The sequence below is a fragment of the Pseudomonas sp. AL03 genome (assembly GCF_029960815.1).
In the GTDB taxonomy this organism is placed as follows: Bacteria; Pseudomonadota; Gammaproteobacteria; order Pseudomonadales; family Pseudomonadaceae; genus Aquipseudomonas.
Genome location: NZ_JASBRE010000021.1, coordinates 42,106 through 59,024, shown reverse-complemented (window position 1 = coordinate 59,024; position 16,919 = coordinate 42,106). Strand labels below are relative to the sequence as shown.

General features: G+C 59.8%; 16 protein-coding genes. 5 read left to right on the top strand and 11 right to left on the bottom strand.

Annotated elements, in window-relative coordinates:
• Nucleotides 1–222 precede the first annotated feature (222 nt).
• Nucleotides 223–1,140 (top strand): lipid kinase YegS, encoded by a 918-nt coding sequence (gene yegS / locus QK293_RS19755; RefSeq protein ID WP_282380094.1) that lies wholly within the window; start codon nt 223–225, stop codon nt 1,138–1,140.
• Here yegS and QK293_RS19750 read toward each other — a convergent pair.
• The 3 genes from QK293_RS19750 to QK293_RS19740 form a co-directional block, all read right to left on the bottom strand.
• A complete protein-coding gene (locus tag QK293_RS19750; RefSeq protein ID WP_282380092.1) occupies nt 1,124–1,783 on the bottom strand; it encodes a response regulator transcription factor in 660 nt (219 codons plus the stop codon). The two genes, yegS and QK293_RS19750, sit on opposite strands and share 17 nt — an antisense overlap.
• Nucleotides 1,780–2,673 carry a sensor histidine kinase gene (locus QK293_RS19745; RefSeq protein ID WP_282380163.1) on the bottom strand — a complete coding sequence of 298 codons (894 nt, stop codon included), beginning with the start codon at nt 2,671–2,673 and terminating at the stop codon, nt 1,780–1,782. The genes QK293_RS19750 and QK293_RS19745 overlap by 4 nt, the downstream gene beginning before the upstream one ends.
• A 342-nt stretch (nt 2,674–3,015) precedes the next feature.
• Nucleotides 3,016–3,486 carry a hypothetical protein gene (locus QK293_RS19740; RefSeq protein ID WP_282380090.1) on the bottom strand — a complete coding sequence of 157 codons (471 nt, stop codon included), beginning with the start codon at nt 3,484–3,486 and terminating at the stop codon, nt 3,016–3,018.
• A 462-nt stretch (nt 3,487–3,948) separates the two neighbouring features.
• Between QK293_RS19740 and QK293_RS19735 the strand changes: the two genes are divergently transcribed.
• Both QK293_RS19735 and QK293_RS19730 read left to right on the top strand, forming a co-directional pair.
• Nucleotides 3,949–4,884 carry a chemotaxis protein CheV gene (locus QK293_RS19735; RefSeq protein WP_282380088.1) on the top strand — a complete coding sequence of 312 codons (936 nt, stop codon included), beginning with the start codon at nt 3,949–3,951 and terminating at the stop codon, nt 4,882–4,884.
• 91 nt (nt 4,885–4,975) lie between these two features.
• Nucleotides 4,976–5,782 (top strand): MOSC domain-containing protein, encoded by an 807-nt coding sequence (locus QK293_RS19730; RefSeq protein WP_282380086.1) that lies wholly within the window; start codon nt 4,976–4,978, stop codon nt 5,780–5,782.
• 84 nt (nt 5,783–5,866) lie between these two features.
• Here QK293_RS19730 and QK293_RS19725 read toward each other — a convergent pair whose 3' ends face one another.
• The 8 genes from QK293_RS19725 to QK293_RS19690 form a co-directional block, all read right to left on the bottom strand.
• A complete protein-coding gene (locus QK293_RS19725; RefSeq protein ID WP_054614024.1) occupies nt 5,867–6,151 on the bottom strand; it encodes a pyrimidine/purine nucleoside phosphorylase in 285 nt (94 codons plus the stop codon).
• 69 nt (nt 6,152–6,220) lie between these two features.
• Nucleotides 6,221–6,763: an exonuclease domain-containing protein gene (locus QK293_RS19720; protein WP_282380079.1), complete on the bottom strand. Its 543-nt coding sequence runs from the start codon at nt 6,761–6,763 to the stop codon at nt 6,221–6,223.
• Nucleotides 6,764–6,834: 71 nt separating this feature from the next.
• On the bottom strand, nt 6,835–8,796 hold the full coding sequence (locus tag QK293_RS19715; protein ID WP_282380077.1) for an acetyl/propionyl/methylcrotonyl-CoA carboxylase subunit alpha: 1,962 nt from the start codon (nt 8,794–8,796) through the stop codon (nt 6,835–6,837).
• Nucleotides 8,797–8,840: 44 nt separating this feature from the next.
• Complete coding sequence (locus tag QK293_RS19710; RefSeq protein ID WP_282380075.1) at nt 8,841–9,638, bottom strand: enoyl-CoA hydratase-related protein; 798 nt, start codon at nt 9,636–9,638, stop codon at nt 8,841–8,843.
• Nucleotides 9,635–10,792, bottom strand: a complete 1,158-nt coding sequence (gene atuD, locus QK293_RS19705) for a citronellyl-CoA dehydrogenase (RefSeq protein WP_282380073.1) — start codon at nt 10,790–10,792, stop codon at nt 9,635–9,637. Before atuD ends, QK293_RS19710 begins: the two co-directional genes overlap by 4 nt.
• A 69-nt stretch (nt 10,793–10,861) precedes the next feature.
• A complete protein-coding gene (gene atuC / locus QK293_RS19700; protein WP_282380070.1) occupies nt 10,862–12,478 on the bottom strand; it encodes a geranyl-CoA carboxylase subunit beta in 1,617 nt (538 codons plus the stop codon).
• Nucleotides 12,479–12,481: 3 nt separating this feature from the next.
• On the bottom strand, nt 12,482–13,366 hold the full coding sequence (locus QK293_RS19695; protein ID WP_282380069.1) for an SDR family oxidoreductase: 885 nt from the start codon (nt 13,364–13,366) through the stop codon (nt 12,482–12,484).
• 12 nt (nt 13,367–13,378) lie between these two features.
• Nucleotides 13,379–15,181 (bottom strand): acyclic terpene utilization AtuA family protein, encoded by a 1,803-nt coding sequence (locus QK293_RS19690; protein ID WP_282380067.1) that lies wholly within the window; start codon nt 15,179–15,181, stop codon nt 13,379–13,381.
• A 178-nt stretch (nt 15,182–15,359) separates the two neighbouring features.
• On the opposite strand from QK293_RS19690, the gene QK293_RS19685 reads away from it, so the two are divergent.
• Together QK293_RS19685 and QK293_RS19680 are read left to right on the top strand one after the other, a co-directional pair.
• Complete coding sequence (locus tag QK293_RS19685) at nt 15,360–16,013, top strand: TetR/AcrR family transcriptional regulator (protein ID WP_282380065.1); 654 nt, start codon at nt 15,360–15,362, stop codon at nt 16,011–16,013.
• Nucleotides 16,014–16,073: 60 nt separating this feature from the next.
• Nucleotides 16,074–16,871, top strand: a complete 798-nt coding sequence (locus tag QK293_RS19680; protein WP_282380063.1) for an ABC transporter substrate-binding protein — start codon at nt 16,074–16,076, stop codon at nt 16,869–16,871.
• The last annotated feature ends 48 nt before the right edge of the window (nt 16,872–16,919 follow it).

Genomic DNA, 16,919 nt, shown 5'->3' with positions numbered 1-16,919 from the left:
TCCCTGTGTGTTTCCTGCTGATGTTTGATAACCGCAGACGCCAAGGTGTACCAATCGCACTTGCCGGTCAATTGAGCCGATTCCTCAGGTTTTGTAAGAAAAAGCCCCGCCTTGTAGGACGCCATACTGCTCGCCTTCAAATAATTCAAATTCTTGCGACTTTTATGTGGCGCGACGAGGTCAACATCTCTCATACGGAATTCAATCATGGGAGTGACAACAATGAGCGAACGCAAGGCGGTGTTGATTCTGCATGGCAAGCAAGCGCTCAACGAGGCGGTTCGTTCTGCCGTCGAGGGCAAGCGTAAGCAGGGTTGGGAGCTAGCCGTTCGAGTGACCTGGGAGGCCGGCGACGCACAGCGGCTGGTGGATGAAGCGCTGGCGGCAGGCTACATGCAAATCATCGCCGGCGGCGGTGATGGCACCTTGCGTGATATTGCCGAGGCCATGGCGGCGCATTCGACGCAGGCCAGCCTGGTACTGATGCCCTTGGGCACCGCCAATGATTTTGCGCGTGCCGCCGGTGTGCCTCTGGAGCCCGCTCAGGCGCTGGATCTTCTCGACACTGCGCCGAGTGCCATCGATCTGGGGGAAGTTGGCGGGCAGGTGTTCCTGAATATGGCCACGGGGGGGGTTGGCAGTCAGGTCACTGCGAACACCTCGGAGGACTTGAAAAAAATCCTCGGGGGCGCGGCTTACCTGTTCACCGGTTTATCGCGATTCAGTGAACTGCACGCGGCCTATGGCGAGTTGCAGGGTCCTGATTTTCAGTGGAGTGGCGAGCTGTTGGCATTGGGCGTCGGCAATGGCCGACAGGCCGGCGGAGGACATGTGTTGTGTCCAGAAGCGCTGGCCGACGATGGCCTGCTGGACATCAGTATTCTACCTGCGCCACAGGAACTCGTCGGCACCTTGAAAAACCTGCTGGCCGATGGCTTCGGCATCGACAATATGTTTGTGCGAGCCCGACTGCCCTGGGTCGAAATCAAGGTCTCGGAAGGCCTCTATATCAACCTCGATGGCGAGCCTCTGGAAGGCGACAACTTGCGTTTCTCGGCACGTCCGGCGGCACTGCGCGTACATTTGCCTGAAAACTCGCCGCTGCTGGGGGCATCGCAATTGATCAATCATCCAGGCTGATGATCTGCTCGCGAACGGCGAACAGCACCAGGCCCGCCACATCGTAGATCTGCAAGCGCTTCATGACCTGCGAGCGATGAGTTTCGACCGTCTTGATACTGAGACCCAGGCCGTTGGCGATCTCTCGGGTGGATTTTCCGCGAACGATCAGCCGAAGGATTTCCAGCTGACGCGCTGTCAGGTTGTGCGAGTCGGCAGGTTCCGGCGGGTGTTTCTGAGATCGGGTCAGCGCCTGGTTGATGACGGTGTGAGCGATGGCCGGGCTAAGGTAACGTTCGTTGTTACGCAAGGCTTGCAGGGCATGTTCGAGCTCGGTGGCCGTGGTGTCCTTGAGCAGGTAGCCATGTGCACCGGATTCCAGTGCCTGCATGATGAGTGCAGGATCGGTGTGCATCGACAGGATCAGCACCTTGCTCTGCGGGCGTACTCGCTTGAGTCGCAGCAATGCTTCAAGGCCACTGGTTTGCTTCATGGAAATATCCAGCAGGACGATGTCCGGGGACAGTTGCTCGACCATCTCGAGCAACTGCGAGCCATCATTGGCCTCACCGATTACCGCGTAGCCGGGAATATCCAGCACCAGAGCGCGCACACCTGCCCTGATAAGCGAGTGGTCATCCACCAGAAGTAAGTTACAAGTCAATGCATAACCTTATTCGGACTGGCCCGTTCGAGCGCACGAGGCGCCCAGGGAAAGAGAGCTTCGATTTGAGTGCCTTTGCCCGGCTCGCTGGTAACGCTCAGTGTGCCGCCGAGCTGATCGATCCGTTCCGACATCCCCGCCATTCCGCGTTGCCCTTCACGACCTGGATCCATCGATGGCGCGAAACCCAGACCATCGTCGCTGATCGACAGCGCCAGTCCCTGAGGCAGACGTTGCAGGCGGACCAGCAGATTTTTCGCGTCGGCATGGCGCAGTATATTGGTGACCGCTTCCTGAGTTATTCGAAAGGCGGCCACCGCCATTTCTTCCGGCAGACCGGTTAAGCGCTGATGGCATTCCAGGCTCCAGTGCACCGACGTGTTGGCCAGTGTCTTGAGTAAATGCGCACGCAGACTGGCTTCCAGCCCGAGACTGGTCAACTGCCTGGGATTGAGAATGGCCGATACATCCCGAACTTTGGTCAGAGTTTCTTCCAGCGTGTCGCAAAGCACCGAACACTGGCCCTGAAGTTCTTCGGGCATTCGGCGTTTGAGCCAGTCACTTTGAAGTTTTGCCGCGGTCAGCAACTGGCCGATGTCGTCATGCAGTTCTCGACTGAGCCGGTGACGTTCGTTTTCTTGAACCTCCAACAGCCGGTCGGCCAACTCTTGAGGTTGAAACTTTATCGATTTGCGCGAGAGGCAATGCCCCACCCAGACGCAGGTCAGCGCCGCCACATTGAGCACCAGCAGGCTCAGCGGCAGGCGAGTGGACAGACTGTAAATCAGCAGGCTGCCAATCGCCGAGCAGGTACACAACATAAGCGTGACCAAGCGCGCGTTTTTTCGGGAGGGTGGCCATAGGGTGATTGACTTGAGGCTGGCGTACATAGCGGATGGAGCCAATGGATGTTCGCTGCGGGAAGACCGGTCATAACGGATGACGGTCTCTGTCTGGAGTCACTCTGCCATTAATTGACGTCAACTAATGGGCGGCATAATACCACTTAAGATACCGTTGGTCGCGTTTGGTATATAGGTCCGCAGGGGCAGGAAATAAGAGGTTATGGACTGCAGTTCCATAATGGAAAAAGTTGGGTGGCAGGCATTGTTTATGGTTTTCGAGTTGTCGTTAACAGGTAGGGGATATTCAATTGCGACATGACTTCGCTAAAGATAGAGAGGCGGTCACGGCAATAAAAAATCGGAGCTCGGCAGAGTGCTCCGATAAATTCAGGCTTGTCGCCCTGAAAAGGAAACGAGTGCAAACGGTTTGGAATGAGCGGGTGGATGAAACTGACTGTGTCCGACCTGACAGGCGAAGGCTTCGATCAGAGAGGTCTGTTCACTGTCATCGAGGCTGAGTTGGCCGGTGTTCTGATCGATAAGCTCGAGTTGCCAGGCGATCAACGTCAGGCAGTCTTTCAGCGCACCCAAGGCCTGCTCGTGCAAGTCCATGTGATTCTGGGCGTGGCTCAGCAAACCATGAATGTGCAACGAGAACTCCGAAACGGCTGCCAGGGCGAGCGCATCAGCCTTTTTGGCCAGTTTGAGCAGGGTGCTAAGCATGCAGTCGATGGCGTCCATGTCATTGCTGATCAGTTGCAAATGACTCAGGCATTCCTCGGTTTTGTCCAGGAGCGTCTCAGCTTCGACGAGAAACTCCGCGAGCTGCTGAGCCAACTCTTTAGGATCGTTCGGCATGCTTAGCTCCACAACGTCATGTCAAATGAGGGAATGTCGTGTGTGTCGACGAGGACGATCAGAGTACCGGCATTGCCGTGCCATCGTGGGATCGCGCTCCGGCCTGTCTCGCTGCAGGTTGGGGAATTCGATAGGGTGGATGGCCACTGACCTGCGATCGCACACAAAAGCCTGACTCCGTTCATGCAATGAGAATGGCGTCACATTAATGGCTATTGGATATTGCGAACATCAGGTTAGACCTGATTGCTACTAGGGGAATCCCTTACACAGAGGAACCAACCGACCGAAACGAGGTCTCGCGGGAGGGAATGAAGCAGGTGAAATCACGTGGCCAGTAAAGCATGATGTTAATGTGACATCAATGTTCGATCGTGGCATTTTACAGGGGGGTCAAGGTCCGGCAAAAACAGCCGATAACCTCCTTTAGTGAATTCATCAGAACAAGCCCAGGAGTCATTGATGGCCGGCATTCTCGACACGGTAGACCAACGCACGCAACTGGTGGGTGAGAATCGCCTGGAAATTCTCATGTTCCGGCTGGCCGGACGGCAATTGTTCGCGATCAACGTCTTCAAAGTGCAGGAAGTGCTACAACTGCCGAAGCTGACCCTGATGCCCCAGCGTCATCCGTTTGTCTGCGGCGTGGTCAACCTGCGCGGCCAGACCTTGCCGGTGATCGACCTGTCCCAGGCGATCGGCATGCGTCCGCTGGTGCCAAGCCCTACCAGCACGATCATCGTCACCGAGTACAACCGTTCGGTGCAGGCGTTCCTGGTCGGCGGCGTGGACCGCATCGTCAACATGAACTGGGAAGCCATTCTGCCGCCGCCGGCCAGCGCCGGTCGTCAACATTACTTGACCGCTATCAGCAAGGTCGACGACCAGTTGGTGGAAATCATCGACGTCGAAAAAGTCCTGGCGGAAATTGTCCCGTACAACGCGAAGGTATCGCGCGACAAACTCGACGATCCGGTTCTGGAACGTGCCCGTGGCCGTGAAGTGCTGCTGGTGGACGACTCTAACGTGGCACTTTCGCAATTGCGTGACACCCTGGGTCAGTTGGGCGTGAAGATGCACATTGCCAGCGATGGCTTGAAGGCACTGAACATGCTCAAGGCCTGGGCCGATACCGGTGTGAACATGACCGACAAACTGCTGATGATCTTCACCGACGCGGAAATGCCGGAAATGGACGGCTATCGCCTGACGACGGAAATCCGCAACGACCCGCGTCTGCGTGGCCTTTACGTGGTGATGCATACCTCGTTGTCCGGTAGCTTCAACGACTCGATGGTCAAGAAAGTCGGCTGCGACAACTTCCTCTCCAAATTCCAGCCGGACAAACTCGTCGATGTGGTGCGCCAGCGCCTAATGCTCGACGAAGTGCCTGCCTGACACCCCCCGCAGAGGCTGGCCTGAAGTCAGCCTTTGATTCGGCGATCAAGCTCGTATAGGGTGGCGTTTTTTGCCCACCAGGGAGCTGGCCATGCTGCGTCTGAGCGCGCTTTATCGTTATCCGTTGAAATCCGGCAAGGGCGAGATCCTGCAGCAGGTCAGCCTCGACAAGCTGGGCCTGGACGGTGATCGACGCTGGATGCTGGTGGACGAGGCCAGCGGCCGTTTCCTGACCCAGCGCGTAGTGGGGCAGATGAGTCAGTTGTCGGCGCTGTGGAATGCCGGCGGTGGTTTGACCCTCAGGGCTCCGGGGCGCTCAGCGATCGATATTGCCTTGCCGGCCAGCGACGCTGAACTGCGCGGCGTGACGATCTTTAGAGACAGTCTGCGAGTGCCCGATGCCGGTGATGAGGCCGGTGCCTGGGTCAGTGAGTTCATTGGCAAGCCGACGCGACTGGTGCAAATTCCTCTGGGTCGCGCGCGCACCACTCAAGCGGGCTACGGAAGGGACGACGATCAAGTGGCTTTCGCCGATGGCTTTCCGCTGTTGCTGATCGGACAGGCTTCCCTGGTGGACTTGTCGCAAAAGGTCGGCCGTGCGCTGGAAATGCTGCGCTTTCGGCCCAATCTGGTGATCGAGGGCAGCGAAGCGTATGCCGAGGATGGCTGGAAGCGCATCCGCATCGGCGATGTCGAGTTCCGCGTGGTCAAGTCGTGCTCACGCTGCATTTTGACCACCATCGACCCGCAAACCGGCGAGCGCAGTGAAGATCGCGAACCGCTGGCGACCCTGCAGAAATACCGCGCGCAGGAAGACGGCGCAATGTTCGGCCAGAACTTGGTCAATGACGGCAATGGCCGGCTTGAAGTCGGTATGCCGGTGACGATCCTGGAATAAGACAATCTGAACGACTGTCCTTGAATAAAAAGTGCCCGTGTCCTTGGACACGGGCATTTTTTGTCGCTGTGAAAACCCGAGGGTTTAGCCGCGGTATTCGCACAGGTAAGCGGTGTCGACGGCCACTTTCAGCTGGAACTTGCTGTTGGCGGGTACGTTGAACTGGCTGCCGGCGGCGAAGGTTTCCCAGTCGCTGCTGTCCGGCAGTTTGACGGTCAGGGCGCCGGTCACCACGTGCATGATTTCACGCTGGCTGGTGCCGAATTCGTATTCGCCCGGTGCCATGACGCCGATGGTCGCAGGACCTTCAGCGGTGCCAAAGGCGATCGACTTGACGGTGCCGTCGAAGTACTCGTTGACTTTAAACATGGGCGATTCCTCGAAAAGGGCTAAAAAGGGCTGGCCAGTATGCACAAGGCCCTTGGCGCCGTCACCTCTCTAGAGGGGGAGAACCAGTGGTAACAGACGCGCTGTATTGCGCGCATCTTCAAGCGCCCGATGTTGTTGGCCGCTGAACTGCATACCCGCCAGTTGCAGCGCGCCGTTGAGCCCCAGCGGGCGTTCCAGCCGGCGAGCCTTGGCAAAGCGCTGCTTGAGGTTCATGTGCGGCACCCGGCTCAGGGCGCTGTCGAGTTGCAGTTTTTGCCATTCCTGAAGCAGCTGTTTGCGGTCGTAGTCGCCCCAACTGGCCCAGCCTTCCAGGCGCGAGTGATGTTGGCCGAGCCAGCGTTCGAACGACACCCAGACCTCGCTCAGCGACTCGGCGTCATCGATGTGGGCCTGGGTGATGTGGGTCAGTTCCCGACAAAACGGCGTCAGCAAAGGCCGACGCGTCGGGCGCACGAAGCGCTGAAAGCTATCCAGTTCTCGACCTTTTCGGTCCACCAGGGTGGCACCGATTTCGATGATTTCCATTTCAGTTACTGGCCAACCACCCTGATCGGTGGTGGCTTCGAGATCAATGACCAGCCAGTGAGGCATCGCAGGGTTCCTGGTATCCGCGTCCTGATAGGGCTTGAGCGTAGCCAAACCCGGCGGATCCGCCTAGCGGCTTATTCGACCTCCAACAAAATCTGACGATTTTTCACCTGATCACCGACCCTGACCTGCAAGCGTTTGAGCACACCGTCGATGCCCGACTTGAGCGGATGCTCCATTTTCATGGCCTCCAGCACGACCAACAACTGGCCTTTAATGACCGGACTGCCCTCAGTGACCAGCACGTCGACGATCGCCCCGTCCATCGGAGCCTTGAGGGTGCCGGTGCTGACGCTGACCTGGCTGCTGACCAAGGCCTGGGTCCGTTCCACCAGCCGTAAACTGCCGGGTCGGGTGAACAGCCAGAGGTGTCCGGCTTCAAGACGGTAGGCATGGCGTCGCCGTATACCGTTGATTTCCAGACTCGCCCAGCGTCCGTCACACTGGATGACCTTCAGTTCAAAGGGCGTTGTGGCAACTTGAATCCGATACGGTTCGCCCGGCTCAGCGTTCAATTCCACTGACCAATCCTGATCATCAAGGCCGATTCGATAGTGCAACGGCACGCTGGCGTTGTTGCGCCAACCGGCCAGTGGCGCCGGATGAACCTGCGCCGAGGCCTGATAGAACAACGCTGCGGCGATTGCCAGTGCTTCGGCGCCGGGTGCACGGGGGTGCAGACAGGCATGGTCGGCAAAATACGTCGGGATGAACCCGGTGCTGAACTCGCCACTGATGAACTGCGGGTGTTCGAGCAGACTGGCGAGCAAGCGCTGATTGCTTTGCACGCCGAGCAGCACGCTGTCTTGCACCGCCCGCAGCAACTTGCGCCGGGCTTCTTCGCGGGTGGCACCGTGGGCAATGATCTTGCCCAGCATCGGGTCATAGAACGGGCTGACGTTCTGGCCTTCGATCAGGCTATGGTCGATTCGTATATCGCCCTGCAACGCTGGCTCCCACGCGGCAATGCGACCGGTTTGTGGCAGAAAATCGTGCGCCGGATCTTCGGCGTACAAACGGACTTCCATGGCATGTCCGTTGAGTTGTACGTGTTCCTGACGCAGCGGCAGCGGCAGCCCTTCAGCGACGCGTAACTGCCAGGCCACCAGATCGAGGCCGGTGACTAATTCAGTCACCGGGTGTTCCACCTGGAGTCGGGTGTTCATCTCCAGAAAGTAAAACTCCCCGCGCGCATCCAACAGAAACTCGACGGTGCCAGCGCCGACGTAATTCACCGCGCGACCGGCCTTGAGCGCCGCTTCACCCATGGCCTGACGCAAGTGGGCGGTCATCACCGGGCAGGGCGCTTCCTCGATGACTTTCTGGTGGCGGCGCTGGATCGAACAATCGCGCTCGCCAAGGTAGATCAGGTTGCCGTGCTGGTCGCCGAACAGTTGAACCTCGACGTGGCGCGGATCAACCAACGCTTGCTCAAGGATCAGCTCGTCACTGCCAAACCCGTGCAGCGCTTCGGAGCGGGCAGTGCGCAACTGCTCCAGCAAATCCTTGGCCTCGTGCACCAGGCGCATGCCACGCCCGCCACCGCCGGCACTGGCCTTGATCATCAGCGGATAGCCGATGCGTGCGGCTTCGCGGCTCAGGGTGGCGTTGTCCTGTTCGGCGCCCTGATAGCCTTTGATGCACGGCACACCGGCTTTGATCATGGCGAGTTTCGACAGGCGTTTGCTGCCCATCAGTTCGATGGCCTCGGGGCTGGGGCCGATGAAGGTGATGCCGGCATCCTGGCAGGCGCGGGCGAATCCGGCGTTTTCCGAGAGGAAGCCGTAGCCGGGGTGGATCGCGTCGGCACCGGTGCGCCGGGCAGCGTCGAGCATTGCCGGGATGCTCAGATAGGATTGCTGTGCCGGGGCCGGGCCGATGTTCACCGCTTCGTCGGCCATCTGCACATGCAGGGCATCGGCGTCGGCATCGCTGAACACCGCGACCGTGCGATAGCCCAGGGCCTGGGCGGTGCGCTGGAGGCGGCAGGCGATTTCACCACGGTTGGCGATCAGGATTTTTTTCAGGGTGGGCATGGCTTCTTCCCTTAAGTGTTGCGGTCAATGTGATGGAGATGCTGTTAAGGCGCCCACCCCGGTTTACGCTTTTGTACAAAAGCCATGGTCCCCTCAATACCTTCAGCCCCGGTCACCGCTTCGCTGAACCACTCGGCCGCTTCATCCAGCAACGCATTCGACGGCTGCCCCGCACTCGCCAGCAACAGTTTTTTGGTCCGCGCATTCGCCTCCGGCGCGCAGCACAACACATGGGCCAGAATTTCATCGAGACGCTCGGCCAACGCTTGCGCGTCATGCTCGACAAAATGCACCAACCCCATGCGCCGTGCCTGTGTGCCATCGAAACGTGCCGCGGTCAGCGCCAGTCGGCGAGTCTGAGTCAGGCCGATGCGCTGCACCACGAACGGCGCAATCTGCGCCGGCAGCAGACCGAGGCTGGTTTCCGGCAGACCGAATTGCGCCTGGTGATCGGCCAAGGCGACGTCGCTGACGCAGGCCAGACCCAAACCACCGCCGAGCACCGCGCCTTGCAGGACCGTGATCACCACTTGCGGCGCGTGTTGCACCGCTTGCAGCAGCGCACCGAACGCTCGATTCAAGTCGCGATAGGCGCTCGGACCTTGAGCGCGTGCATTGGCCATGTCCTTGATGTCGCCACCGGCGCAGAAATGCCCGCCGGCACCGCCGATCACCAATGCACGAACCGCGCGGTCATCGTGCACGGCCGCCAGCACCGCGCGCAGTTCAGCGACCATCTCCAAGCTCATGGCGTTGCGGCTTTGCGGGTGATTGAGGGTGATGTGCAGGACACCGTTATGGGGTTCCAGCAGCAACGTCTGGCAAACCGGCAGGGTGCTCATTTCTTTTTCCCCGGCAGGATGCCCATGAGTTTGCAGATGATCCCCAGCATGATTTCGTCGGCGCCGCCGCCGATCGACACCAGCCGCACATCGCGGTACGCGCGGGCCACCGGGTTGTCCCACATGAAGCCCATGCCGCCCCAATATTGCAGGCAGCTGTCGCTGACTTCACGACCCAACCGTCCGGCCTTGAGTTTGGCCATGGACGCCAGGCGGGTGACGTCCTGGCCTTTGATGTATTGCTCGGTGGCCTGATAGACCAGTGCCCTCAGGCATTCGATTTCGGTTTGCAGTTCGGCCAGTCGGAAGTGGATGACCTGGTTATCGATCAGCGCATTGCCGAAGGTTTTGCGCTCCTTGCAGTACTCGATGGTGCTGTCGATGCAGTACTCCAGGCCTTTGATCATGTTCGCCGCGCCGAACAGCCGTTCCTCCTGGAACTGCAGCATCTGCATCATGAACCCCGCGCCTTCATGGCCGATGCGATTGCGTTGCGGTACCCGCACGTTGTCGAAAAACACCTGAGCGGTTTCCGAGCTGCGCATGCCGAGCTTGTCCAGGTGCGAGCTGAGGCTGATGCCCGGCGAGTTCATCGGCACCATGATCAGCGACTTGTTGATGTGCGGTTTGTCGTCTGAGGTGTTGGCCAGCAGGCAGATGAAATCCGCGCTCGGTGCGTTGGTGATCCACATCTTGCTGCCGTTGATCACGTAGTCGTCGCCGTCTTTGCGGGCGGTGGTCTTCAAACCGGCTACATCGGAGCCGGCGCCGACTTCGGAAACACCGATGCAGCCGACCTGCTCGCCAGTGATGGCCGGACGGAGAAACTCTTCGCGCAATTCATCGGAACCGAAGCGGGCGAGGGCCGGGGTGCACATATCGGTTTGCACGCCGATGGACATCGGAATCCCGCCGCAATGAATGGTGCCGAACGCTTCGGCAGCGACGATTGAGTAGCTGTAGTCCAGACCCATGCCACCGAACTTTTCCGGTTTGGAAATCCCCAACAGGCCAAGATCGCCGGCCTTGCGAAAGATCTCGTGGATCGGAAAGCGTCCGGCCTTTTCCCATTCCTCGACGTGTGGATTGATCTCGTGATCGACGAATTGGTGGACGGTGCGGCGCAGTGCTTCGTGTTCCTGGGTGAAGATCATTTTTATTGTTCTCCTGAATGATCGTTCCCACGCTCTGCGTGGGAATGCAGCCTTAGACGCTCTGCGTCATCAAAAACGGGCGACACCAAAACTGTTGGATTGCAGCGGCCGCACGTCGGCCTCATGGCAGATATCCAGCAAGTACCCAAGCAAGGTCCGGGTATCGCGAGGGTCGATCAACCCGTCATCCCACAGGCTGGCGCTGCCATACAGCGCGGTGGACTGGCTGTCGAGTTTCTGCGCGGTGACCTGTTCCAGCAGGTCGAGCATTTTCGGGTCGTGCACCAGGCCGTCCTTGGCCTGTTTGGCCTCGGTGACGATCCGCAGCACTTTGCCGGCCTGGGCGCCGCCCATCACCGCCGTGCGGCTGTTGGGCCAGGCGAAGATGAAGCGCGGGTCGAGGCCGCGGCCACACATCGCATAGTTGCCGGCGCCGTAGGAGCCGCCGACGACGAGGGTCAGTTTAGGCACCCGGGCGTTGGCCACCGCTTGAATCATCTTCGCGCCGTGTTTGATCACGCCTTGCTGCTCCGACTCGGTGCCAACCATGAACCCGGTGGTGTTGTGGAAAAACAGCAGCGGCGTCTGGCTCTGGTCGCAGAGCTGAATGAACTGCGCCGCCTTGCTCGCACCCTTGGGGGTGATCGGCCCGTTGTTGCCGATGAACCCGCAGGCGCGGCCTTGAATCTGCAAATGGCCGCAGACCGTTTGCTGATCGAACTCGCCCTTGAATTCGAGAAAGTTCGAGCCGTCGGCAATCCGCGCGATGATCTCGCGCACGTCGTAAGGTTTTTTCGTGTCGTCAGGAATCAGTCCGAGCACTTCGTCGATGGGGTAGAGCGGTTCTTCCCAGTGCCGCGCAGGCGCTAAAGGTAACCGGGCATTCCACGGCAGCAGGCTGACAATCTCGCGCACCTGCCGCACGCCATCGGCATCGCTCTCGGCCAGGTATTCAGCGGTGCCGGCGATTTGCGCGTGCATCTTGGCGCCGCCCAGTGCTTCATCGGTGGCGACTTCGCCGGTGGCCGCCTTGAGCAGCGGCGGGCCGGCAAGAAACAGCTTGGCCTTGCCACGCACCACCACGACGTAATCCGAGAGCCCCGGCTGATAAGCGCCGCCGGCCGTGGCCGAACCATGAACCACCGTGATTTGCGGCAACCCCATGGCTGACATCCGCGCCTGATTGGCAAAGCTGCGGGCACCTTCGACGAAAATCTCCGCCGCGTAATTGAGGTTCGCGCCGCCGCTTTCGGCCAGGGTAATGACCGGCAGTTTGTTCTCCATGGCGATCTGTTGCAGACGCAGGGATTTTTTCAAACCGCTGGGGGAAATGGTCCCGCCCTTGATCGCACTGTTGTTCGCCACCACCAGAACCCGAACGCCGGACACGTAACCGATCCCGGCGATCAAACCGCCGCCAGCCGAATTGCCGTCCTTGTCGTCATGCAGTTTGTAGCCGGCCAGGCTGGCCAGTTCAAGGAACGGTGCGCCAGGGTCCAGCAGCAGATTGAGGCGTTCGCGGGGCAACAATTGGCCGCGCTTGTCGAACCTGGGTTTGGCTTCGGCAGCCTTGTTCAGCAGGTTCTGTTCGAGCTGGCGGACGTGCTCGATGCCGACCAGCATCGCCGCTCGATTGAGCGCGAACTGCTCGCTGAACGGGTCCACTTGCGACTGAATCACCGGCATGACTTATTCCTTGTCCTTGAGCACGTCGGGTCTGAGCACGTCGGGTAAGTACGCGCGGTGGAAACCGTTATACGACGTACTGATCTGCGCCTTGTGTATCGGCCAGGCGCGCCCGCCCAGGCTGGCGGCGCCGTCGATGCGCAAGGTGCTGCCGCTGACAAATGCCGCTGCCGGGCTGAGCAGGAAAACGATCGCCGCGCTGACCTCCGATTCGGTGCCGATGCGTTTGAGCGGCACGTGCTCGCTCAACGTCGGGATCACCGCTTTGAATGCGCCTTCGTAGGTGTCCATGCCGCTGGACGCGATCCAGCCCGGCGCCACGGCATTGACCCGAACCCCGGCGTAACCCCATTCGAACGCGGCGGTCTTGGTGAGGTTGTCCATGCCCGAACGCGCTGCACCCGAGTGGCCCATGCCGGGCATACCGCCCCACATGTCGGCGAGCATGTTGACGATGGCGCCGCCGTGCGTGCTCATGGACTGGTTGAACACTTCCCGGGCCATCAGGAAGCCGCCCATCAGGTTGGTGCGCAACACCGTTTCGAAACCTTTTTGATTGATCGACGCCAACGGCGCCGGGTACTGCCCGCCAGCGTTGTTGACCAGACCGTGAATCGGTCCGTGCTTGCGGATCAACTCACTGACCACATGCTTGACCGCTTCCTCCTCACGAATATCGCAGACCATCCAATCCGCCTTGCCGCCATCTTCGGCAATCTCGGCAGTGACGTTTTTCAGCTTGTCGACCTTGCGCCCGAGCAGCAGCACATGGGCGCCGAGGGCCGCCAGTTCGTGAGCGGTGCAACGGCCGATGCCGCTGCCGCCACCGGTGACGATGATGGTTTGGCCTGCAAACAAATCGCCTTTGAAAATCGAATCGTATGCCATGGCGACAGTCCTCTAGTTGACTTGGTCGGCGATGCGCTGAGGCACCGGTATCTGGATTTCCAGCAGTTGCTGGGCGAAGGCTTTGCCTTGCGGATCGATCCGCAGGCTGGCCACGCCACCGCCTCCAAGGGCGTTCTCCAGCAGAAAATTAAGGCTGTGGGTGCCCGGCAGATACCAGCGTTCAACACGGCCGTGGATCGGGTCGAGGACATGACTCATCCAGTCGACGATCACTTCTGGCGTCAAGGCTTCGGCAATCCACGGCAGGTACTCCGGCTCGCGGGCCATGACGCCGATGTTGCTGTGGTTGCCCTTGTCACCGGAGCGCGCCACGGCGAGTTTGACCAGGGCCACACTGGCATCGGCCCGGTCTGAGGGTTTCGGTGGGGCACACGCCACGGGCAGGTCGGCGGTGTCGAGCACATCCACGGCGGGCAGGGCGCATGGGTGGCGCTGGCCCTTGAGGTCAATTTCCAGCGTGCAGGCAGTTTTGTCGATAAGGAACGAGAACAGCCGGATCAGCGGATACACCGTCGGCCGTCCACCGACAATCCCGGTCAGTCCCGGCGCCATGCCAGTGGCGGCCTGGGCAATTTCCCGGGAGAACACCATCAACGCCTGTTTACCCGGATGGCGCACCGCCAGTTTGATCACCACTTCGCGGCTGTCATGGCGCTGACCGTGGGGGCCGTAAGTGGCTTCGCTGCCGAGCAGTTCGATGTTCACTTCGCTGTAGGGCGGCCAGCCACGCTGGCTGAAGATTTCCGACGTCTTGTTGATGATCGCTTCGCTGACTCGACGCGCCTTGTCTACCGCATCGATCCCGGCGATCAGGCAACTGGCGGTGCAGCGAAAACCGTCCGGGTAAGTCGCGCTGACCTTGTACTGATCGGTCGGCGGCAGGCCTTTTGCCCCGTGCACCTGAACCGCATGTTTGCCTTGTTGCACGAGTTTGACTTCAGTGAAATCGCAGACCACGTCCGGCAGCAGATAGGCCTGCGGGTCGCCGATTTCATACAGCATCTGCTCGCCGACCGTCAGCGGTGTAACCAGTCCGCCGGAGCCTTCGGGTTTGCTGACGATGAACTGGCTGTCGGCGCTGACTTCGACGATGGGGAAGCCGATGTGTTCGTAGTCGGGCACCTCGCGCCAATCGGTGAAGTTGCCGCCGGTGCACTGGGCGCCACATTCGATGATGTGGCCGGCCAGTGCAGCCTGGGCAAGTTTGTCGTAGTCGTGCCAGGACCAATTGAATTCATGCACCAATGCAGCGCTGACCACCGCGCTGTCGACCACACGCCCGGTGATCACAATGTCGGCGCCCAGGCGCAGGGCTTCGACGATGCCCGGTGCGCCAAGGTAGGCGTTGGTCGAGACGCACATCGGCGGCAGGGGCGCGCCGCTGAACATTTCATGGATACCGCTGCTGCTCAGCTGTTTGAACTGCGGCTGCAGGTCATCGCCCAGCAGCACGGCGATTTTCAACGCCACCCCGGCCTTGTCGCAGGCAGCGGTCAGGGCGGCGGCGCAGGCCTGCGGATTGACTCCGCCGGCGTTACTGATGACGCGGATTTTCTGTTCGGCGAGTTGACCCAGCAGCGGGCTGAGGACTTCGATGAAGTCGCTGGCGTAACCAGCCTGAGGCTCTTTCATCCGCGCACCGGCCATGATCGACATCGTGATTTCGGCCAGATAATCGAAGACCAGATAGTCCAGGCGCCCACCTTCCACCAATTGCGCGGCGGCGGTCGAGGTATCGCCCCAGAAGGCGCTGGCGCACCCGATGCGAATTGTTTTAGGCCCAGTCAACTCCATAGCCACCTCCGACAGAAGTGCATCGAGACTACCAAGCAAGCGCTTGGTTTGTAAACGGCTTAACTATCTTCTTCCCGAGCGCTTGCTTGGGCGCCCCGGCCAGCTTAAATTGCCCGCGCAACCCCGCTGTTTTAGCGGTGATTGGCGTATTTGATTGATCGACTGTAGGAGAGAACGGGTGGACGAGCAAAAAGCCCTGAGGGTGATGCGCGAATTGGTCGACAACGGCCAATTGACCGACCCGGACAGCGCCCGCGGCAAATTGCTGCAAGTGGCGGCTCACCTGTTCCGCAACAAAGGTTTTGAGCGCACCACCGTGCGCGATCTGGCCGGCGCCGTGGGCATTCAGTCGGGCAGTATTTTTCATCACTTCAAAAGCAAGGACGAGATCCTGCGGGCGGTGATGGAGGAAACCATTCGCTACAACACCGCGTTAATGCGTGCAGCCCTGGCAGACGCCGGCAGTGTGCGCGAGCGCGTGCTGGCGCTGATTCGTTGTGAATTGCAGTCGATCATGGGCGGCAGTGGCGAGGCCATGGCGGTGTTGGTGTATGAATGGCGTTCGCTGTCCGAAGACGGGCAGGCGCAGGTGCTGGCGCTGCGCGACATTTATGAAGATCTCTGGCTACAGGTGCTGGGCGAGGCCAAGGACGCCGGTTTTATTCGCGGGGATGTGTTCATCACCCGCCGCTTTCTGACGGGGGCGTTGTCCTGGACCACCACTTGGTTTCGCGCCGGCGGCAGCACGAACCTCGATCAGTTGGCCGATGAGGCGTTGATTCTGGTGCTGGAAGAGAACAATAGCTTTCCAAGTCAGACGGAAACTGGCTAAGTGGCCGAAACCACCTAGCTTGAATGCATTGATGCGTATTTTCTCGGGGAGTAGGTTGTTTTGATATCTTCGCCAAATCGGACGGCCTCGCGGCTTTTGCTGGCGGCGCTTGCAGTGTTCTGGGTGTTGCCTTCTCAGGCTGCGCAACTGGTGCGGATCGGTGCCGCACACTTTCCGCCCTATACCGTGCGCCCGGAGTCCGGTGCCGATACCGGTCTGTTGCCGCAACTGGTCGAGGCACTCAATGCCTTGCAAAGCGACTATCAGTTCGCCCTGGTACCTACCTCCATTCCCCGGCGCTTCGGTGACTTCAAGCAAGGCCGGGTGGACATGGCGATTTTCGAGAATCCGGATTGGGGCTGGAAGGACATCCCTCACACCAGCGTCGACATGGGCCTGGAAGATGCCGAGATTTTTGTCGCACAACGGGAGCTCGATCGCCGGGAGAGTTACTTTGCCGACCTCACCGGCAAGCGTCTGGCGCTGTTCAGCGGCTATCACTACGAATTCGCCAACTTCAATGCCGATCCAAAATTCCTCGCGCAGAACTACAACGCCACGCTGACGTATTCCCATGACAGTAACCTGCTGATGGTGCTGCGCGGGCGTGCCAACGTTGCCTTGGTGACACGCTCGTACCTGAGCGATTACCTGCTGCGCAACAAGGAAGTCGCTGATCAACTGCTGGTGTCCCAGCGTATCGATCAGGTTTATCACCACTACGCCATCCTCCGTCCGGCCGCACCCATCAGCGGCGTGGCGTTCAGCAAGTTGCTGCAAGGGTTGCGGGACAATGGCCAGATGCTGAAGATTTTCGACCCCTACAAGATCGCCGTGGTGCCGGTCCCGGGAAGCTGAGATCGCGCCACAGGTCGCGTATTTGCCGACCTCTCTTAAATTTCCCGC

Bases quoted from the DNA above. Each gene is read 5' to 3' on its own strand.
- yegS (WP_282380094.1), top strand. From the start codon at position 223: ATGAGCGAACGCAAGGCGGTGTTGATTCTGCATGGCAAGCAAGCGCTC.
- QK293_RS19745 (WP_282380163.1), bottom strand. From the start codon at position 2,673: ATGTACGCCAGCCTCAAGTCAATCACCCTATGGCCACCCTCCCGAAAA.
- QK293_RS19740 (WP_282380090.1), bottom strand. From the start codon at position 3,486: ATGCCGAACGATCCTAAAGAGTTGGCTCAGCAGCTCGCGGAGTTTCTC.
- QK293_RS19735 (WP_282380088.1), top strand. From the start codon at position 3,949: ATGGCCGGCATTCTCGACACGGTAGACCAACGCACGCAACTGGTGGGT.
- QK293_RS19730 (WP_282380086.1), top strand. From the start codon at position 4,976: ATGCTGCGTCTGAGCGCGCTTTATCGTTATCCGTTGAAATCCGGCAAG.
- QK293_RS19725 (WP_054614024.1), bottom strand. From the start codon at position 6,151: ATGTTTAAAGTCAACGAGTACTTCGACGGCACCGTCAAGTCGATCGCC.
- QK293_RS19720 (WP_282380079.1), bottom strand. From the start codon at position 6,763: ATGCCTCACTGGCTGGTCATTGATCTCGAAGCCACCACCGATCAGGGT.
- QK293_RS19715 (WP_282380077.1), bottom strand. From the start codon at position 8,796: ATGCCCACCCTGAAAAAAATCCTGATCGCCAACCGTGGTGAAATCGCC.
- QK293_RS19710 (WP_282380075.1), bottom strand. From the start codon at position 9,638: ATGAGCACCCTGCCGGTTTGCCAGACGTTGCTGCTGGAACCCCATAAC.
- atuD (WP_282380073.1), bottom strand. From the start codon at position 10,792: ATGATCTTCACCCAGGAACACGAAGCACTGCGCCGCACCGTCCACCAA.
- atuC (WP_282380070.1), bottom strand. From the start codon at position 12,478: ATGCCGGTGATTCAGTCGCAAGTGGACCCGTTCAGCGAGCAGTTCGCG.
- QK293_RS19695 (WP_282380069.1), bottom strand. From the start codon at position 13,366: ATGGCATACGATTCGATTTTCAAAGGCGATTTGTTTGCAGGCCAAACC.
- QK293_RS19690 (WP_282380067.1), bottom strand. From the start codon at position 15,181: ATGGAGTTGACTGGGCCTAAAACAATTCGCATCGGGTGCGCCAGCGCC.